11 protein-coding genes, 1 tRNA gene and 1 pseudogene are annotated in these 19,250 nt (G+C 58.8%); 5 read left to right on the top strand and 8 right to left on the bottom strand.

Features of this window, described 5'->3' with window-relative positions:
• Nucleotides 1-52 precede the first annotated feature (52 nt).
• Genes IH944_02855 through IH944_02865 form a run of 3 tightly spaced genes read right to left on the bottom strand, consistent with a single transcriptional unit; the run spans nucleotide 53 to nucleotide 7,647 of the window.
• Entirely contained in the window at nucleotides 53-937 is an 885-nt protein-coding gene (locus IH944_02855) for an ATP-binding protein (protein MCH7903489.1), read from the bottom strand.
• Nucleotides 937-4,620: a putative DNA binding domain-containing protein gene (locus tag IH944_02860; protein MCH7903490.1), complete on the bottom strand. Its 3,684-nt coding sequence runs from the start codon at nucleotides 4,618-4,620 to the stop codon at nucleotides 937-939. The genes IH944_02855 and IH944_02860 overlap by 1 nt, the downstream gene beginning before the upstream one ends.
• 6 nt (nucleotides 4,621-4,626) lie before the next feature.
• Nucleotides 4,627-7,647 (bottom strand): DEAD/DEAH box helicase family protein, encoded by a 3,021-nt coding sequence (locus IH944_02865; GenBank protein MCH7903491.1) that lies wholly within the window; start codon nucleotides 7,645-7,647, stop codon nucleotides 4,627-4,629.
• Nucleotides 7,648-7,820: 173 nt separating this feature from the next.
• Between IH944_02865 and IH944_02870 the strand changes: the two genes are divergently transcribed.
• Both IH944_02870 and IH944_02875 read left to right on the top strand, forming a co-directional pair.
• Nucleotides 7,821-8,003: a helix-turn-helix domain-containing protein gene (locus tag IH944_02870; protein MCH7903492.1), complete on the top strand. Its 183-nt coding sequence runs from the start codon at nucleotides 7,821-7,823 to the stop codon at nucleotides 8,001-8,003.
• On the top strand, nucleotides 8,000-8,767 hold the full coding sequence (locus IH944_02875; protein ID MCH7903493.1) for a hypothetical protein: 768 nt from the start codon (nucleotides 8,000-8,002) through the stop codon (nucleotides 8,765-8,767). The genes IH944_02870 and IH944_02875 overlap by 4 nt, the downstream gene beginning before the upstream one ends.
• Nucleotides 8,768-9,076: 309 nt before the next feature.
• Here the strand turns inward: IH944_02875 and IH944_02880 are convergent.
• Both IH944_02880 and IH944_02885 read right to left on the bottom strand, forming a co-directional pair.
• Nucleotides 9,077-9,152: transfer RNA gene (locus tag IH944_02880), tRNA-Asn, on the bottom strand.
• A gap of 78 nt (nucleotides 9,153-9,230) precedes the next feature.
• Nucleotides 9,231-10,730, bottom strand: a complete 1,500-nt coding sequence (locus IH944_02885; protein MCH7903494.1) for an aspartate aminotransferase family protein — start codon at nucleotides 10,728-10,730, stop codon at nucleotides 9,231-9,233.
• 126 nt (nucleotides 10,731-10,856) lie between these two features.
• On the opposite strand from IH944_02885, the gene glpX reads away from it, so the two are divergent.
• On the top strand, nucleotides 10,857-11,795 hold the full coding sequence (glpX, locus tag IH944_02890; GenBank protein MCH7903495.1) for a class II fructose-bisphosphatase: 939 nt from the start codon (nucleotides 10,857-10,859) through the stop codon (nucleotides 11,793-11,795).
• A gap of 94 nt (nucleotides 11,796-11,889) precedes the next feature.
• Here the strand turns inward: glpX and IH944_02895 are convergent, their stop codons facing one another.
• From IH944_02895 to IH944_02905, 3 genes are read right to left on the bottom strand one after another with little or no spacing between them, the layout of a single operon-like run.
• On the bottom strand, nucleotides 11,890-12,318 hold the full coding sequence (locus IH944_02895) for a VOC family protein (protein ID MCH7903496.1): 429 nt from the start codon (nucleotides 12,316-12,318) through the stop codon (nucleotides 11,890-11,892).
• Nucleotides 12,319-12,337: 19 nt separating this feature from the next.
• Nucleotides 12,338-14,977: an amidohydrolase family protein gene (locus IH944_02900; protein ID MCH7903497.1), complete on the bottom strand. Its 2,640-nt coding sequence runs from the start codon at nucleotides 14,975-14,977 to the stop codon at nucleotides 12,338-12,340.
• A complete protein-coding gene (locus IH944_02905) occupies nucleotides 14,974-16,263 on the bottom strand; it encodes an amidohydrolase family protein (GenBank protein MCH7903498.1) in 1,290 nt (429 codons plus the stop codon). Before IH944_02905 ends, IH944_02900 begins: the two co-directional genes overlap by 4 nt.
• A 238-nt stretch (nucleotides 16,264-16,501) precedes the next feature.
• Here IH944_02905 and tadA point away from each other — a divergent pair.
• Nucleotides 16,502-18,022 (top strand): annotated as a pseudogene (gene tadA / locus IH944_02910) (Flp pilus assembly complex ATPase component TadA).
• 3 nt (nucleotides 18,023-18,025) lie between these two features.
• Nucleotides 18,026-19,249, top strand: coding sequence for a type II secretion system F family protein (locus tag IH944_02915; protein MCH7903499.1), 1,224 nt, complete (start codon nucleotides 18,026-18,028; stop codon nucleotides 19,247-19,249).
• The last annotated feature ends 1 nt before the right edge of the window (nucleotide 19,250 follow it).

The raw sequence follows: 19,250 nt of genomic DNA on the forward strand, positions 1-19,250 counted from the left end.
GTAATTTTTTCCTCTGGCGGGATTTCGCTCTATCTTGCGGACACGTGCCATTCTAGTCTTCCCGCCTGTCGCGGAGCCACCCCTCTAGCTTCTGCCCTTCGATGGCTTCAGTTGAATTGCCGAAGCGGATGTAAACCGTTCCGTCGAGGTAGTGGGTCGCGGGCTTGGCAGGTACGTCGATACGGCAGACCGTCTTGCCGTCGATCGTGACGCACTGCGGGTCTATGTCGTGGAATAGCGGAGTGATCCGCTTCTTGACTAGGTCGGTGAGATTGAGCTGGAAGCCGTCCCAGTCCTGCTTGTTTCCGCACAGAGTGTAGTCGGGCTCGATGCCGACCGGGCCGTCGGTGTCGTGGACGCCGATCAGGAGCGCGCCGCCATTGCTGTTGAGGAAGGCGACGATCGTCTTGAGTGCGGAGTGGACGACGCCCTTCCTGTCCTCGGCGATCAGCTGCGACTTGCGGTCGTCGGGGACCTTCGCGTACTTGCCGTGCGCCGAGTCGATGTACTCCAGGCTCTGCTTGAACTCCACCCGCGCGCTCGCGCCACCGGAAACCAGTTCTCCCGTGCTCGGCAATGCTGGAGCAGTGACTGGCGCAGCGCGAAAGTCATCAGATTGATCGCGGCCAAGGAGTGACGACAGCATTTCAATTTCTTGCTCGTCTGCGGGTCTGCGGTCTCGCCAAGCATTCAAGAACGTAAGGACGACTTCCCGTTGCCTCTTGGACGATTCCCGCAACATTAGCTCACTGATCGCGTCGAGTAGCTGTGCCTTCGATGCGCCCTTTGCAGGGAGTTGGCGTTGTTGCAGGTGGGTGAGTTCGTGAATCGGGAGCCCGGCTTTGCCCGCAATGTCCTTTAGATCGGCAAAGGTGAAACGCTCTTTGATGTCACCGCGAGACCTGTTCCAAACAGAGAGTGCCCTCTCGCTGACCATTATCCTTTGTCCTCGCGATCGCGAAGCCAGTCTTCAAGCTCTCTGCCTTCGAGCGCGATCGTCTCACCAGCAAGTCGAATGTAGAGTACGCCATCGAGGTACCGAGGGGTCTTGCTTGGCTCGATATCTATGCGGCAAACAGTTTTGCCGTCGAGCCGCACGCGCAGTGGCTCTAACTCGTGATAGAGCGGCGCTATTCGATCCTTGACCAAAGCGACGAGCTTCTGAACGAAGCCGTCCCAGTCTTGGCGTTGACCACAGAGCTTGTAGTCGGGCTCGATGCCTGGGATGGTTCCGTTGTCGTGGACCCCGATCAGCAGAGTGCCGCCCTTACTGTTGAGGAAGGCGACGATTGTCTTGAGAACACCATGAACGCAATCTGCTTGCTTCTTGCTGCGCCACTGAGCAAGCGCCTCGCCAGTAACGCCCTTTGGGGGCCGGTCGACGAACTCCAGGGTCTCTTTGAGCTCAACTTGCTTGCCCTCGTGCTCCTTGATCAAAGCGCGGGTGTCCTGCTCTAATCTGTGCTTCTCAGTCTTGAGATGCTCCTGCCAGGCCTCGAAGGTGTCGAACTCGTCTTGGTGGAAGTAGAGGTACTCGACGCGCCTATCGATCTTGGCCTCATGATCGCTGACGTCGGCGTCAATAAGAGCTGATTTTGCATCGAGGCACTTCTGTACGAGATCCGATATTGCCTTTCGGTCCTTTTCGCCTGCTTTCGGAACAGGAATCGGTTCGAGATAGGCTCGCTTGAACCTATAGAACCCATTTTGAATCTGTGGCACAAAAATATCGACCAGCGAGAGGAAGAGCAGACTGTTTGTGATGCCGACCAGATAGAGATCTTCCAGGACAATCATGAAAGACGTGTCGTTGATCATCAAGCCAGGAGGGGCAAAAGCAAACCTTGCTTCCTTAGCAATATCAGGGAAGACGATACGCGGCTTATCGAATTCGCGGTAGTACTCTGCACCCCAGCGTTGTAGGGCGTACCACTCATAACGGATGCCCGTCTCAGCCTGGTTGCGAGCTTCAAGGCCGGCACGATGAGACTTGAGATACTTGTAGACTGCGGGGTAGGTCTTTGCAAACTCCTTCTCAGCACCCTTTGAGGCACCTGAAATACTTTTTTCGTGTTGCCAGGGGCAGTGCCAGGGAATGAATAGAACCCACTGATCTTCTCTCGACACGACCCACCGACGAATGTCTTTTCCAAACGCCAACGGTCTAATGAGATCGGCGCTCTTTGGATCACTGGCTATCAACTGGTCGCGCCTAGCATCATCGATCATGAATGCCTTGTTGTATCCGGTAAGAATTCCTCGATAGATATTGCCTTTCACGTATTTGCCAAGCGGTATACCGACTTGCTCCATCCGCCGCAACTTTGAAAGGGATTCTTTGTCTGCCAGCCTCCATACCGAGCCCTGAATCGCGTCGGTCGGAAGCAGGAATCCTTCCATTTCGACCAACGCTTTCACGTCCGGGTAAGGCGGATCGAGGGTGCGTACCAAGGTGAGTATTGTGGACTGGACCTCGATCGACTCTTTCCGTGCAACAAAGATCATCGGGTAGGCAGTTGCTGTAAACACGGGAAGATCGCCGAAGTTAGTTATAGATCGAATGCTGGTCTGGCTCGCTAGAAAACCACGCAGCTCTTCGCCATACACAGCCTTAAACCACTTATTGCTGCTGATAAAGGAGAGCATTCCGCCAGTTCGCAAGAGCTGTACGGCACGGCAGTAGAAATACGTGTACAGATCTGCAGTGCCTGAATAGAACTCCCCGTAGACACTCTTCAGGTAGGGCTTGATGTCCTTGATCAGCTCCTGGCGAACATAAGGTGGGTTTGCGATGACGATGTCAAAACCGTCACGGTTTGCATCGCCTGTCTCGAAAACTTCACAGAACTCTGCCAGCCAGTAGAACGGCTTCTCCCCACCGACATTCGGCATATCGGACTTAGCCTTGTCGATCATCTCACGGATTTCAGATTCGAGAGCGTCCTGATCCTCTGGATCGGCCTTCATGAACTGGGCCTTCTTCTTCGTGATCTCTTCCAGTTTGTCGTCACCAAGTGCGAGCTGTCCAATAGCTTCTGGAGAGGGGCCAAGGAGGGCGTCGCCTGTTTCAATCTTAAAGTCTAGGTTAGGCAAGGGAGGTGGGTTTTTGCCCCGGAACTCGACCGCCAGCGACAGCCACATACGTAGACGTGCGATGTTGACCGCGAAGTCCTTCAGGTCGACTCCGTAGATCGAGTTCTTGATGATGTTGAGTTTGCGCTGGTATTCGTCGTGTGGCTCAAGCGGCTCGAACCGGTGCTCAAGTGCCTCGATCAATGTGATGATCTCGTGGAGCATGCCGACGAGGTACGCGCCCGAACCGCATGCCGGATCGACGACCCGGACTCTGGCAAGCGCTTGTAGGAGCGGCCTGAAGTCCTTCGGGTCGAAGCCAGCCGGTTCGCGCTCAGCGACTAGCCTAAGCGTGGCGTCATTTTCGAAGCCTTCGGTCTCCAGGTAGCCGCGCAAAGCCTCCTGGCACATGAAAGCGACGATAGGTCGCGGGGTGTAGTACGAGCCGCCGTCGTGGCGGTCGGTGACAAGCTCTTCAAAGATCTTGCCGAGCATCTCGGGATCGACAGCGACGTCCTGATCCGTCTCGTCGTAGTTCTCGATCGCCGTGAAATTGTACTGCCGGAAAAGGCCCTTCTCGCCAAGGAGGTCTTCGAATAGTTCGTCAGGCGGGATCGCAAGGCCGTCGCTATCCCACTTTGATTCGTCTTCGTGCGCTTCCTCGTGGAACAGGCCACCGTTCAGGTAGGGGCCGTTTCCGACGATCGGTTCGACTGTCGCCCTCTTTGCATCATCAGGCTCGTTGAGGACATTGAAGAAGAGAACGCGCAGAACCTGGAAGAAGGTCCGACCCTGCGGGTCAGCCTTCCAACGGTCGTAGAGGTGGAAGAGATAGTCGGGCTTGTGCCCGTCAACTTCGAGCCAGCGCTTCTTCTGTAGGAACGCAAGGAACAGTAGGCGGTTCGTAATCCTCTGGAGGAACAGCGTTCGCTGTTCGCCAGCAGGCATCTTCTTGGGCTTACCTTTGCCCTTGTTCCGGTCGATAACGACGTCTTCTTCGTGCGCCTCAAATATGTCGCGAAACCGCGTGTAGAAGTTCCTGACGACGCGCTTGACGTCCCACGCTTTGTGCCATTCATCCTGCTTGTTCCAGTCGAGACCGGCGAGGTTAAATTCGACAACCGTCCTTGAGTGGCGTGGATCGTCCCATCCGAACGTTTCCAATTTCGCCTTGTTGCGGGTGCCTGAATATCGTGCGAACGTCCAGTGGTCGTTCTCCGAGCGACAGATGAACAGGATCGTCTCGATCGGCCACGTCGGCCACGGGCGGTTTTCTCTGGCTTTTTCCGCCAGAGCCTTGAGAGCTTTCCCCAGGCCTTTGCGCTCGAGTTTCTCCTCCCCGAAATCAGCGAGAAAGATGCCCCATTCTTGTCCTTTGAGGTTGATCGCGGAGAGCGAATGAAGGTTACCGAGGTCGTTCAAACCGTACAGGTCTTCGATCCGAAATTCGTCCCACGGGCCTTCAGGCCAGTCGAGTTCTCGGTTCAGCACCAGGGCCAATGACTCGTATGAGCCGATTGTCTGCAAGTCTTCCGGGCTTAGTGGCATGTCTCCCTAAATCTCCATCCAGCAAACGAGCTTGTCCTTGTACCCTTGCGGAATCTGAGCGGTGAAGCGGTGCTTGGCTATGTCGCCCTCTTCGACGCTTTTGCGAAGTTTCGTTCGCTCTTCTTTCGGAACGTTCAAGTCGCGGGGTGTGCCTTCGGCGCACTGGATCACTTCGTGGATCTTCGCCATGTCCTCGGTGACATCGCCTGTCTTGCGATCGACCATGTACCACTTCGTGTCGTAGACCGGGGTCTTCTCTTCAGCATCGGGCTCGAAGCCTGCGACGACGCGGTAGCAGAGGAAGAGGTACCTCTTCTCTCCTGGCTTGCCTGTGTAGATCCGGTTCGGGTAGTCGGCAGCCTTGCTCCAAATCTCGGGGTGGTCGCGCTCTAGCTTCGCGGCTTCACGCCTGAGAGTCTCGGCAACGGACATCTTGCCCTCGCCAAGGTTTAGGTAGAAGTCTACGACCTGAGTTTCGTCGGTCGGATCGAGAACCGGAGCCTCGATGCCGAGCGCACGGTTGATTTGGGCGAGCTTGCCGGTCAGCCGGTGATGCAGGCCGATCAAGCGCTCAAGCTCGTCCGGTGGCAGGAAATTGTAGACGTAGACCTTATCGTAATCGACCGGTATGTCCGGGTCCATGCGCCGATCCACTCTGCCGATTCGTTGCATCAGGCGGACAGGGTTCCAGTGGAGGTCGTAGTTTACGATGATGTTCGCGTCTTGCAGGTTGAGGCCTTCGCTGAGAACGTCGGTCGATACGAGAATGCGAATCGGGTCTTCGAGCGCCTGTGACAACTCATCGTCGCTGTCGCAGTTGTAATAGGGGGCAAAACGCTTGATGACCTTCTCTCTGTCGCTGACGTGCCGGCCGCTATCGACTTCGACGATCGCCTCGTCTGGGAAGGCGAGCTTTAGCTGCTCTTCGAGATAACGCGCTGTGTCCTTGAACTCCGTGAAGACGACGAACTTGTCGGTCATCAATCTCGGCGTGGCCTTGATCTTCTTGATGAATGCTTGGAGCTTGGCGTCGTTCTCGGGATGGATTGCGTCATGAAGGTGCGAGAGGATGCGCGAAAGGGTGCGCATATCCCGCTCTAGCGTATCGACCCACTCTTCCTCGTGCTTGCCGAAGAGTTTGATGTCCTCCTTGATTTCTTCGAGCTTCTTGAGTTCGTAGCTCGTGAGCGGGAGTTCGTCTTCCTCTTCGTCGTCATCCCGACTGGGCTGATCTTCCCGGTGGGCCTTCATACGCTCGAACAGATCGAGGTTCTCAGCGATCCAGGCCTCGTGTTTCAGGGGTCTGAGTTCTTGAATGAGGGCGACGTGCTTCCAGAGCAGGCTCTCGACCGAGGCTTCCAAAGCTTTCTCACTCGACTCAAGTCGTTTGAGGAGCATCGTTCTGATCAGGCTGGTTACGTTCGACTGGAAGTCGAGGGTGTCCTTGTCCTGGTTCTCCTCTTTCTTGAATTTCTCTGTTTCGTAGATGACAAGGTTGAGTTCTGGCTTTTGGGGATGGAGCGCGTTGAACAGCTCGGGGAGCAGGTCGCCGTAGACCTCTCCAAGCGAATACTCGATGACGACAGGGAGCTGGCGCTGAGGGAACTTGATCGTCTCGTCGATGTCCTTTTCAAGGCTCTTGACATAGACGCGAGACCGTTGGACGAGAATGTGCTTGAGGAATTCGTGGAAGGTCGATTCGCCACTGAGGTCAAGCTTGAGCCGCTCCTGGTCGATTTCGCCCATGTGGGCGGCGAACCAGCCGCGGAGGTTTGCGACGCCCTTCTCTTGAAAATGGTCTTTGCGATCCTGTGCGATGTAGTTGATCAAGACATAGAGGTCTAGCAGGCTATTGTTGATTGGGGTCGCGGTGAGCAAGAAAGTCTTGCGTCCCTTTGTCAGAGCCTTGAGCTTCTTGCTCCGATTGCGGTGAGTGTTCCGGAAGTGATGTGCTTCATCGATGATGATCATCTGATAGCGACTCCGCAGTTTCTCGATCTGCTCATCCGTCACACCGCCTTCTCGTCCGAGGTCCGTGTGGGCGAGAATCCTGATGTCGTCGGTGAACTTGCCAAAGTCGTCGGGAAAGAAGCGCTTGAGGTTCCGCTCCCAAACCGAGGGGATTGCCGCCTTTGGGGCGATGACGAGCACCTTCTCGCGGTTGCTGATCGCCTGTTCAATCAACATGAGGCCGACGTGGGTCTTGCCAAGGCCGACACCGTCGCAAAGCAGTCCGCCACCCCATTTTTCGCCCATGTACTTGAGATCGAAGTAAGCATCGCGCTGATACTTGGCCAGCACGGGGTATACACGGCTCTCTGTGGCCTCCCAGCTTGTGCCGTCGGCTTCCATGCCGTGGAAGCGCTCTCGCATCGCTTTGACGTAAACCTCGAAGGGAAAGTACTCGCGGACATGCGGCTCAATGATGGCGAGGAGTTCCGCTTTGAGATCCTCTGCCTCATCCCATGATCTCTGGAACCACTCTTCGAGCAAGGCGAGGTGAGCGGGATCGCTTGTGAAGAGATTGAGCTCGATGTTTTGCGTCAGGCCGGGTCGCGTGAAGTTTGACGATCCGACGAGTCCGTGGTTTACGACACCGGTAGTGTGAAAGTGCATTGCCTTGGCATGGAATTTGGCCTTTGTGTACACCCTGGTCTCGATCGCGTCTGCGATTATTCCTGCCTTGATAGCTGCGAGCCCTTCCAGCGCGCGCCAGTCGTCCTCCTCCTGCTGGCGCTCGATTCCGTTCTTGTCCTTCTCTCGTAGCGCCTCGACCATTGCAGACTTTGTGCGCTTAGTCACTTCGTCGCCCATGAGCAAGCGAATCTTGCGAACGGTTTGCCAATCGCCGTCCAGATCGAGAAGGGAGCCGACCTCGAAGTATCCAGATGCGATGTCGAGTCGTTGTGTGCTGGGCAGTAGCAGCCGAACGGCGTCGAGCATCGTGTTGCCTGGTCGATTGTCAATCCAGGTCTGAAGCTCGGAACTGCTGATCGCTGTTCCGCCTACTTGCGAACCCTTCGCCATCCTTGGAGTCAAGTATACGGAATCGGGGCAGATCGGGCAGCCCCGGATCGGTCGAATTCTGCGGATCCAAGCAGCGATTCTTACTGAATCAGCGATATCGGTGCACAAACACCTTGTTACTGATCTATCAATCGAGTGTGCCTGTGCACGACGGCGCACCGAGGACAACAAATATGGCAAGCCGATTATTGAAAATCAAGGAAGTCGTCGAAGAGACTGGAATAAGCCGGTCGAAGCTACACCAATTCATCCGTCGCGGGGATCTTCGTACTGTGTACGTTGGCAAGTCGCCCCGTATTCGGCCCGAAGATCTCGAAGACTTCATTGAACGGTTGGGCGACGATTGCGAAAGATGAAGGCGCGTGATCGGATCGACCCAACGGAGACGCAGGAAATCCTGACTGCTGCTCGCAAGGCCTCGTGTGAAGGGCATGCAAGAGACTGGCTAGCGTCAGCCAGCCCTGCGTCATGGGAGATTCGAGCGGCGGCTCGGCTGTTTGCGTGCGCTCACTTTCTAAAAAAGCATCGCGAGGGGCTGACGTTCGACTTGAGCGGTTTTCTGCTGGTCCGGTTCGCGATTGCGGACGCCGACGGCGATCTTAGGGATCGGTTCGAGCAGCCGGTACTGATTGAGACTCTGCAACAGCCGCTAGAGCAGGCGCTAATCTTGATCTCCACGGGCGCGCATGAGTTTGAATGCGAAGTGACGGATGAACTCGTGGAGGTCGAGCTGTTGGCACAACTGGAAAATGTCCGCACTCCGGCCGGATTCCTGCCGTTTTGTGCCGCGGCTAGCAAGGCGAGTGTGGCTCGGGAAGCAAAGCGGCTCGTACCGCCTCTAAAACCGATTTGCGCGTTGCTGTTCGCTATATGTCAGGAGATGCATCTGCGGTTAGAGGATGACGGCACGTTCATGATTCCAATGTCGACCGCCGTCGCGAAAGTCCTTGGTGTCGGGCGAACGAATGTCCACCGACTTATCAACAAGCTGGTCAAACTAGAAATTCTGGAAGTCGCCGACTCATACTACAGCTTCGCAAAAGGGATCGGCAAGAAGTACCGGCTCATCAAGACGATCGACGAGTACCTGGCTGACCGGAGTGATACAAGTAGTCAGTAGTTGTAGTAGTCGGAACTCTCGGTAAGCAGCACAATGCTCTCGGCGACCAGCAATCCCGTTCATGGTCGTTCTGCGACGGTCTTCCGGGGCGAATTATGTAGCGGGTGAGCGATCGACCCCTTGTTACAACGAGAAATCACGTGCCAGGGGGCATCGATTGAATCTGGGCGCAAGCGGACATCGCTGTCCCCTCGCGCGCGCGACCCGGCGGATAACCTGACATTTAGTCTGACATCGGTTTATCTACGCCGCGCATTATTGACTGAGCTACACACAGCTTATAAGTTCAAGCCGAACCTGAAGAGGGAGTGGCTGCCGCAGTAGGACTCGAACCTACGACCCGCTGATTAACAGTCAGCTGCTCTACCAACTGAGCTATGCGGCAGCTTGAACCGATTTTACCTAAGATGTTCGGTCGATCAGGACGTTTCATCAGGGTTGAATCGAGGTCGCACCGACAGCCTTATCGCAGCTTGGCTGGCCGCATTTCTCGGTCGATCTCCTGGCCCAGACGCTGGGCGACGGTGATGGCGGCGAGCGCGTCGGCGAGTTGCGTGCGGAAATTGACGACGCAGGCGCGCAGAAGATAGTCGTCCTCTGAAACGGCGTTGGAGACGAACACCTCGCCGCCCGCCTGCATACGCCGCAAAATCTCCTCGTTCAATTCGTTCAGGTAAGACTTGGTCGATTCGCCCGGCTGAAGATCCGTTGGCACGTACCGATAGACGACGATGCTCAACCTCTGCGACCGGAACTCGATGTCGGGTGCTTGCTCGGCGGCTTCACCCATCGCCTTGGCAAGCGCGATGTCCTGGCGGATCGACTCTACGTAACCGTTTCTCCCGACTTGCTGCAGCGCCAGCCAAACTTTGAGCGCGCGAAATCCACGGGAGTTCTGTATCCCGAGCTCGAAAAAGTTCACATATTCGCCAGACTTATGCTCGTCGAAGCGGTAGTACGGCGGACGGAACAGGAAAGCGTCGTACAAGAGCTGTCGATCGCGCACCAGCGCGCAGCCGGCTTCCATCGGCGCGTAGAGCCACTTGTGCGGATCGAGCGCGATCGAATCCGCCAATGAGAGCGCCTTGAGATCAGGGTCGGCCTCCGGGAGGGCGGCCGCGAACGCGCCGTAAGCACCGTCGACGTGCAGCCATAGCCCCTTCTCTTTGCACAACTCACTGGTTTCTATGATCGGGTCCACCGCTCCGGTGCTCACCGTACCGCCCGACGCGACGACTATGAACGGCTCGGCACCGGCTGCGACATCTTGCTCGATCATCCGTCGCAGGTCATCGACGTCCATGCGTTCGTCGTCTCCGACCTTCACCATGCGGACCGTATCGGTTCCGAGTCCCGAGAGGTCGCTCGCCTTTTGCAGCCACGTGTGAGTCGCCGAGGATGCGTACGCCGTGAGCCGCCGATCGCCTGTTCCTCTTTGTCGAATTCCTGCCCCGAACTTCCAACGTCGCGCCGCCCAGAAGCAGAGCATGTTGGCGACGTTGCCGCCGCTGCACAGCAGCCCGCCGCACGGAGTCGGGTAGCCGATCAGTTGGGCGATCCAGTCAACCGTCTGCAGTTCGATCGCGCTGGCGGTCGGCGAAAGCGGCCACCCGCCGACGTTCGGGTTGATCCCCGCCGCCAGCAGGTCGCCCAATATCCCGATCGGCGCCGCCGACGCGGTGATGTAGCCGAAGAACTTAGGGTGGCCGTTGAGCAAAGACCCGTCGCGGAGAACCTCGAACGCTTGCTTCACGATCTCGTTCGCCGGGCGGCCGTCCTCCGGCAAATCGCGCGCTACGAGCCGCTGCCAGACCGCAGACGGATCGTCGCCGGACGTCACCGGTCTGTCGCGAACGCCATCCAGGAGATCCGCGAGATCGTCGATGAGATCGTGCCCGGCCCGGCGGAACTCGTCCGCAGACAGGTCGATAGGGGAGACGCGGCCCGTTAGATACTCACTCATTTCGATCACTCTGACACCTCGCCTATGAACTATAGGGCCGGGTCTGAGCAGGTAGAGGACGTTTGGCCGGCATTGTGCTGTAAACTGCCCACATGTCGTTGTAGCTGAGGAGGCGCGCGAACAGTCATGGACGGGTACAAACACTTAGATTTCTTGCAGGTGACCGAGGCGGCGGCGCTCGCGTCTTCGCGCTGGGTCGGCAAGGGCAAGCGCGACGAAGCAGACGAGGCCGCATGTTCGGCGATGCGCGAGAAGCTCAACAAGATGGAGATGTGCGCGACGATCGTCATCGGCGAGGGCGAGCGCGACGAGGCGCCGATGCTGTACATCGGCGAGAAGCTCGGCCAGGGCGACGGCCCGAACATCCAGATCGCCGTCGATCCGCTCGAAGGAACTAACCTGTGCGCCAACGGCACCCCGAACGCGATCGCAGTGCTGGCCGCGGCGGTCGAGGGCGAGGGGTTCCTCATGCACGCCCCGGACTGCTACATGGACAAGCTGGTCGTCGGGCCAGAGTGTCAGGGAGTTGTCGATATCACTCTTCCGCCGCGCGTGAACGTGCGACTGATGTCGAAGGCGCTCGGCAAAGACGTCGACGAGTGCATCATCGGCATTTTGGATCGTCCGCGACACGACGCGCTGATACAGGAGTTGCGCGACGCAGGGTGCCGCGTACATTTGGTACCAGACGGCGACCTGTCCGTCGCGATCGCGGCTCTCGATCCTGATTCCGGCGTTGACGGATTGATGGGCATCGGCGGCGCGCCGGAGGGAGTGCTGACGGCGGCGGCGGTGCTCTGCTCCGGCGGCGGAATGCAGGCGAGGTTCGCGTTCAAGGACGATGCCGAGCGCGCACGGGCAGAGAGCATGGTCGAAGGCGACGTCGACCGCGTGTTCAACACAGAGGAGATGGCTTCGGGGAGCGTCGTGTTCTCCGCGACCGGCGTTACGTCCGGCGACCTGCTGAAGGGCGTGATGTACAAGCGCGGCTACGCGCAGACCGAGTCGATCGTCATGCGCTCGTCCGGCATCATCCGCCGGATCGAGACGATCCACATAGATTGATCTGCTGGCAACCGGCAAGGGAATACAAGTCCTATAAGTCTTATAGGTCGTATAAGACCTATTCTTCGCACCGCTGAGCTTTGGGCGATGCTCGCTACTTGTCGGGCAGATCGTAGTCGTTACGCTCGGCTGGGTCGTCGCTGAAGTACTGCACGAATTCCCAGTCGTTGCCCTCGGGGTCGTGAAAGTAAACGCGCATGCGGTGAGGGTGGTTGTTCGGCGGGGTCGACTCGCTGTATCCGGCGGCGAGCATCCGCTCCCGCAGCGCAGTCGCGTCGTCGACGACGTACGCGAGATGGTTTACTCCCGGCGCGCCGGAGTACGGCTTCCACGTCTTGTCGGTGTCCTGTGTCGCGGGGCTCAGCGCGATGTAAGTGTCGTCGGTGCCGAGGTGCATCCAGGTGCGGTCGCCGCTCGTCGTCTTGCCCTCTCCGCGCACCCGAAACTCCGGGAAGGCGGTCTGCAAGAACTTCACGATCGCGTCCACATTCCGGACGCAGATGTTCGCATGCTCAAGTGTCATATAACTACACCATAAAGGGTCACCGACGGTCCTTTAGCCTAGCCCAGTACTTGTCGCGGAAGTACGTGTGCCGACTCACCAGCGGCACCGGCTGCCCGGCGATAAAGACGTACTTCATGTTCGTCGTCAGCTCGAACGGGTCGCCGTCGGTGATGATGAAGTTCGCCGCTTTGCCGACCTCGATCGAGCCGAGCCGGTCGGCGACGCCGAACATCTCGGCGGGCCAGATCGTCAGCGCCTTGATCGCGTCATCGTGCGAAAGTCCGTACGCGCAGCTCATGCCGACGCGGAACGGAAGCATCATCGACGTCGCGTTCCCGCCGCTCTCGAAGCCGAACTTGACGCCAGCCTTTGCTAGCAGATACGGCACAACGTACGGCGTGTCGTACGGGTCGTATTCGTTGGTCGTGTTGTTCGCAGAAAGAGTCGAGCGACCGGCTGGCGGAATCAGCACCGGGATGTTCTCGCGCGCCAGCATTTCGGCCTCGCGCCACGCCTCCGCCGCACCCGCGAGGATCACCCTGAGGTTGTTCCGCTTGGCGAAGTCCACCGCCGCGCGGATCGTCGCGGCGCTTCGCACGCGCAGCAGCACCGGCTTCTGGCCGGTCACATACGGGATCATCGCTTCGAGCTGCAGGTCTCGCTCCGACGGACGGTTCTTCGCGTATTCGAGTGCCTTCTGGAAGTACTCATCCAGCGCCTTGATCCGCCTCGGCAGTTCGCGCTCTTGCTCTTCTTGAGTCGGGAAAACCGTGTCGTGATCGTGCTCGCTCGGCGGGGGAATGAGACCGTCGAGCCACTCCAGCCCGATGCTCGCCCAGTCGTCTGCGTCGCAGCAAAGCTGATTGAACAGACTCAACTTCGGGTACCTCGACGTGTTGGGGAAGTTGACGACGAGCGCGGCGTCCGGCTGCATCGCGATCTGCTCGGTGGTCAGGCCGTGGTGCTGGATGAGCGCGCCCTGACCGGAAATAGTGCCGCCGCTGGGGCGCGTGAACGAGTGGGTCACGCCGGCGTAGCGGTCGGTCCCCATGTACGCGCTCTCTACGTAAAGCGCCGTCGATGCGCGCAGGTCCGGCTGGTGAGTGCCGAGCTCTCGACCGTCGTTCGTCTGTCTGATTCCAGACACCTCGACGAGTCCGATCTGCGTGCCGCCGTCGATGAATCCCGGATAGACGTGCATTCCCGTGGCGTCAATGACCGTTCCATCCGGTCCGACTTCGAACGAGTCGGCGAACGCTTGTATCTTGCCGTTGCTAACGATCAGATACTTGCCGTCGATGACTCCGCCAGTGACCGTGTGTATCGTCGCGCCGACTATCACATAAGTATCTGCACTTGCGGGCACATTCGGCTCGCGTTCGTAGTTAACAGGCGGCAGGTTCTTAACGGTTGGAGTGATGCCGTCAACACCAAAAGCATCGCGTCTTTCGAAGTACACGACGCCCTCGATCATCGTCATGATCGGCTTTGAATAAACGGAGAGCGGATGGCCGTCCCATAGGGCGAGATCGGCGTCCTTTCCGACCTCGATGCTGCCGGTTCGGTGATCGATTCCCAGTTGCGAAGCTGGGTTGATCGTGAGCATCTTCAGCGCTTCGTTCGCCGGCACTCCGCCAAACCTCATCACCTTCGCGGCGTCGATGTTCAGTGCGCTCGTGCCGCTCAATCCGTCCGTGTTGATCGAGACGGTCATGCCCGCGTGGTAGCAGATCGCGGCGTTGAACGGGATCGCGTCGTAAGCCTCGATCTTGTAACCCCAGTGATCGGCGAACATCCCTGCGCCGACTCCAGCAGCCGCCATTTCCGGGGCGATCTTGTACGCTTCGAGAGCGTGTTGCATCGCGCCGATCTTGAACCCGAACTCCTGGCTCAGCCGGACCATCATCAGCATTTCGTCCGCTCGGTAGCTGTGGCAGTGCACCCACACCTTTCCGGCCAGGATGTCGGCGAGCGTCTCCAGCCGGACATCCATCGCGACCTCCTCTCCGGCGTCCTGCTTTGCGCGATATGCGCGTGCTTGCTCGAACGCGCGGCGGTAGACGGCCTCGACGCCCATGCGCGTCGACGGGAAGCGCCTGTTGCTCGTGGAGCTCTTGCGCGTGACGTTTTCGCCGAGTGCAAACTTGATCATTCGCGGCGCGTCGGGGATCAGGAAATCTTCGACCGACGTGTTGTACTTGTACTTGACGACGACGCTCTCGCCGCCGATCGGATTTGCGCTGCCGTGCAGCAGCAGGCCGGCGGTGTGGCCGCTGGCCAGCGCTTGCCAAATCGACTTCGCGGTCGGGTTGATCACGTCTTGCATGCGGACTTCGGCGACGATCGACTCGGACCCCTCGTTCGTGCCGTCGATCCCTCGGTGCGAGTGGGTGTCCACGATGCCGGGCATGAGGTGTTTCCCAGTCGCGTCGATGACGACGAACCCGCTTGGCGCAGACAAACTGCGGCCGATCTCCGCGATCTTGCCGTCGCGAATCAGCACGTCGGTCGATTCCAAATCGCCGTTCGTGACCGTCAACACGGTCGCGTTTCTTATGAGTGCGTTGCCGTTGGTGACGGTCTTCGGAACCCTGTGTTCCGGAAGCTCGAACGGCCCGCTCTGTTGAAGCGGTCCGGTGGCCGATAGCGCCAAAACGAGTGCTGCTGCGTTGATCACTGTTGTTCCTCCTGCTCGATATCGTGCTGCTCCCCTGCGACGAAGACCGTGCGAACTTCCGAGGTGTCCAACGCGAAATCGCCGGTGAAGATTGCAAGGTTTGCGATCTTGCCCGCCTCGATCGTGCCGACGTCGTCGGAGACGCCGAGAATCGCCGCGGCTCCGATCGTCAGGGCGCGGAGCGCTGCCTCACGCGGGAGTCCTCGCCCGATGTGCCAGCGGACGTTTTCCAGCAATGCGTCCCTGTCGGAGTCTCCCGTAAACGCGAACGGCACGCCCGATTCGTAAAGCTTGACCACGTACTGCGACTCCTCTTCCCACTCTGCGTGGCGGGCTTGCATTACCTCGATCGGAGGATCGTTCAACCGGCGAACCGGATCTTCGTTCAACTCTGTCGATGGCTCCCTGTTCGGCTCGACGTCGAGGATGACCGCAATGCGTCGTGCCAGGAGTTCATCCGCCTTCATCCACGCTTCGTCCCCACCGACGATGATAGTTTTCAGGCCAAAATCGTCGGTCACGGCGAGCACGCGGTGGATGTCCCGCGCCGATCGACCGGCGAAGAGAGTCGGCACGAATCTCGACGTCGCGTCTGTAAGCGCTGCGAGCACCGGGTTCTCGTCGCCAGTCGGTCGGTACGCCCCAGCGTCGATCAGCAGCTGTCTCATCAGCGCCGTTCGCGCCATGAGGCTTCCGGGATATCCCGATCCGCTGCTCGATGCCAGGCTGAAGTACTGGCCAGACTTCGCGCGGAGGATTACCTCGGACTCGTCAGAGGTGAGGTTGATGATCGCGGAGTATCCGCCGAACGCCGCCCGTCCCGACGATACTTGGACCGTGGTGATGCCTTGACCCCAAAACTCATCGTCAAAACCCTCGGCGTCGACGTGCTCAGCAGCGACCAGTTCGGGGAACACGCCCTTTCGGTTCTCGTGCCAGAACGTCGCTGGCGCCGTCGCCACTGAATCCGGCGGATCGTCGTTTTCGGGCGACTTTGGCAGATCCAAGAACGCCCTGGTGTAGGCGTCGATGAACCCCGGATAGACGGTCATGCCTGCGGCGTCCACGACGCGGTACTCAGCTTCGTCGAAGCTCAAGTCGGCTCCGACGGCTTCTATGCGCGAGCCATCGAGCAAGATAGAACCGCGCTCGATGATCGAGCCGTTGCCGATCTCGATCCGAGCGTTGACGATCGCCACCTTCTCTGCCGCAGCAAAGGAGGATATCAGCGCAACGGTGACGACTACGAGAGCCGAGCGCAAACCAAATCCAGGTATCGATTTCATGTAATCTCCAGCGGATAACGGATCGGCAAGATTCTGGCACATCGAGAATCGGGCGTGAGAATCAGGCGAATTCGGGAACTTCCGCCGCGCCAAACCGTACTATCGCTGGAATGCCAATCAGGACCTCGCTGAACATTCGCCGCTCAGGTTCGTTTCAACCTTCCATGACCTGGAGCGAGAACAGGTGATCGACGACGTCAAAGTACGCGCCAAGGAAGGGCAGAGCACCGACAACGGACGACTAGGACTTGAATTCGTAGATTTGGACGAGGTGAAGCCTCAGTCCGAGGCGCTCGACATGGTGTCGGGCGACTTCGCGCTGAACCATCAGGTGCTGCCTCTTCGGCTGGAAGGAGATACGTTGGTCGTCGCGATAGGCGGGATAGACTCGTTGCGCGCGGCTGATGATCTCGGCGTCCTGACCGGCAAGCCGATCCAGCCAGTGCTGGCCGACCCAATCCTGATCAGGCAGCGCATCGAGGATCGATTCCTCGAGGGCATGATCGCCGACCTGCCTGGAGACGAGGCTGGCGTGATCGACGTCGACGAGACGACCGACCTCGCTGATCTCCAGAAGATGGCCGGCGAGGCCGCAGTCGTGCAGCTCGTCAATCTGGTGTTCGCGCAAGCGGTCAGAGACGGCGTGAGCGACGTCCACATCGAGCCGTACGAGAGGGAAGTGAAGATTCGGTTCAGGGTTGACGGCATCCTGTCCGACGCGTTCACTCCGCCGAAGCGCATGCACGCGGCGATCGTCTCGCGCATCAAGATTCTCGCCGAGATGAACATCGCCGAGCGGCGGTTGCCGCAGGACGGTCGCATCAAGATTACGATCGCCGGTCGGCAGATCGACGTGCGCGTCTCTATCATCCCGACGGTGCTGGGCGAGCGGGCGGTCATGCGAATCCTCGACAAGACGACCGCCATGCTCGGCCTGAGACAGTTGGGCATGTCGGGCTCCACGCTCAAGGTGTTCGAGCGCATCATCAACGTGCCGTACGGAATGCTCCTCGTGACGGGCCCGACCGGCTCCGGCAAGTCGACGACGCTCTATGCGGCGATGCAGCAGATCTATTCGCCGGCGCTCAACATCCTCACGATCGAGGATCCGGTCGAGTACCAGGTGGCGGGCATCGGACAGATCCAGGTCCGGCCGAACATCGGCCTCACGTTTGCAAACGGTTTGAGGAGTATTGTGCGCCAGGATCCGGACGTGATCATGGTCGGCGAAATCCGCGACCACGAGACCGCTGACATCGCGATTCACGCTGCGTTGACCGGGCACCTGGTCTTCAGCACGCTCCACACCAACGACGCGGCGTCGGCCATCACTCGCTTGCTCGATATGGGCATCGAGCCGTATCTTGCAGCGTCCTCTATCGTCGGAGTACTCGCTCAGAGGCTTGTCCGCGTAATCTGCCCGAACTGCAAAGAGCGCGCGCCAAAGGACGAGGATCAAATGTACGCTCTCGGAATCGACCGTTCAGAATTCGACAAGGTCGAGTTCATGCGGGGCGCAGGCTGCGACAAGTGCGGCGACACTGGATATCGGGGCAGGCAGGGCGTATTCGAGCTGCTCATAGTGGATGAAGAGGTGCGTCACATGACGGTGGAGCGCGAACCGTCGAGCTATATCAAGCGCCACGCTTTGAAGAATCAGGGAATGACGACCCTGCTGGCGGATGGCCGCGCCAGGGCGCTGGCGGGCATCACCTCGCCGCAAGAGGTTCTGCGCGTATGCCAGAGGGACGATGTCTAGACGATGACGACTTTCGCATACACAGCCGTTGAGCCGAGCGGTCGCAAGAAGAGCGGATTCATCGAGGCGATGGACGCCACTTCGGCCATCGCAGCCGTCACCGCTGCCGGCCGGCAGGTCCTTGACATCCGCGAGCAAGATGGCGGAACAAAGAAGGGACCGCAGTCCAAATCGATCGCGTTGTTCGCCCGCCGGGCCTCGAAGGCCGATCTAGCGCTGTTCTCAAGGCGACTGTCCGATCTCACGGGAGCTGGCTTGCCGATCGATCGCGTCCTTCAGGTCCTTGGTGAACAGTCCGAGAGCCCAGTGCTCGTCGAGGTGGCTGCGGCAGCGCTGATTGACGTGAAAGAGGGGCTTCCGCTCAGCCAGGCTCTCGCAAAGTTCCCAAAGCTGTTCCCGCAGATTTACACGCAGACGCTGCGGGCTGGAGAGCAGTCCGGTCAGTTTTCAGAATCCGCAGACAGGCTTGCTGACTTGCAGGAGAACGAAGTTGCTCGTCACAGCCAGATCATTTCGGCGCTCATATATCCGATGGTCTTGACGTTCGTTGCGATCATCGTCGTCATTGTCCTCCTGACGTTCGTAATCCCGAAGCTGTCGGGCGTATTTGCGGATCAAGGCGAGGCCCTTCCGCTGGCGACGAAGATTTTGCTAGGCACGTCAGGGTTCATGATCGCGAATTGGCTGCCGATCGTCATCGTTACCGCAGCTGTGATCGTTTTGGGCCGTATCTGGCTCTCCTCCGATGTGGGCAGGTTGGCCAGGGACACGTTTGCGCTGCGCGCGCCTGGTTTCGGCAAGTTATTGCGAAAGGCGATCATTGCGCGCTACTCGCGAGTTCTAGGTACGCTGATCAAGGGCGGCGTGCCGATCTTGGACAGTATCAAACTGGCTGGGCTTGCGGCCGGCAACAAGGTTTTCGAAGCGAAGAACAAGCTGGTAGCGGACGATATTCGTGAGGGGAAGACGATTGCTGCCGCGCTCGTGGACGCTGACGAATTCCCGCCCGTTCTGACGCACATGGTGGCGATCGGTGAGGAGACGGGCGACCTGCCGAAGATGCTAGGCCGCGTCGCTGACAGCTTGGATTTCGAAGTGGAACAGGGGCTCCGACGTCTTACATCGATGGTCGAGCCCATAATCGTCGTGGGGATGGGCGCGTTCGTGGCATTCATCGTGCTCTCGATCATGCTGCCGATCTTCCAGGCGCAAGAACTGATCAGATAAT

The sequence above is a fragment of the Armatimonadota bacterium genome, assembly GCA_022563855.1.
Lineage (GTDB): Bacteria > Armatimonadota > Fimbriimonadia > Fimbriimonadales > Fimbriimonadaceae > JADFMN01.

What these genes read in the sequence shown, in the direction of transcription:
- IH944_02885 (MCH7903494.1), bottom strand. Translation starts at nt 10,730, where the DNA reads ATGAGTGAGTATCTAACGGGCCGCGTCTCCCCTATCGACCTGTCTGCG.
- IH944_02905 (MCH7903498.1), bottom strand. Translation starts at nt 16,263, where the DNA reads ATGAAATCGATACCTGGATTTGGTTTGCGCTCGGCTCTCGTAGTCGTC.
- IH944_02865 (MCH7903491.1), bottom strand. Translation starts at nt 7,647, where the DNA reads ATGGCGAAGGGTTCGCAAGTAGGCGGAACAGCGATCAGCAGTTCCGAG.
- IH944_02895 (MCH7903496.1), bottom strand. Translation starts at nt 12,318, where the DNA reads ATGACACTTGAGCATGCGAACATCTGCGTCCGGAATGTGGACGCGATC.
- IH944_02855 (MCH7903489.1), bottom strand. Translation starts at nt 937, where the DNA reads ATGGTCAGCGAGAGGGCACTCTCTGTTTGGAACAGGTCTCGCGGTGAC.
- IH944_02875 (MCH7903493.1), top strand. Translation starts at nt 8,000, where the DNA reads ATGAAGGCGCGTGATCGGATCGACCCAACGGAGACGCAGGAAATCCTG.
- IH944_02870 (MCH7903492.1), top strand. Translation starts at nt 7,821, where the DNA reads ATGGCAAGCCGATTATTGAAAATCAAGGAAGTCGTCGAAGAGACTGGA.
- IH944_02860 (MCH7903490.1), bottom strand. Translation starts at nt 4,620, where the DNA reads ATGCCACTAAGCCCGGAAGACTTGCAGACAATCGGCTCATACGAGTCA.
- glpX (MCH7903495.1), top strand. Translation starts at nt 10,857, where the DNA reads ATGGACGGGTACAAACACTTAGATTTCTTGCAGGTGACCGAGGCGGCG.
- IH944_02915 (MCH7903499.1), top strand. Translation starts at nt 18,026, where the DNA reads ATGACGACTTTCGCATACACAGCCGTTGAGCCGAGCGGTCGCAAGAAG.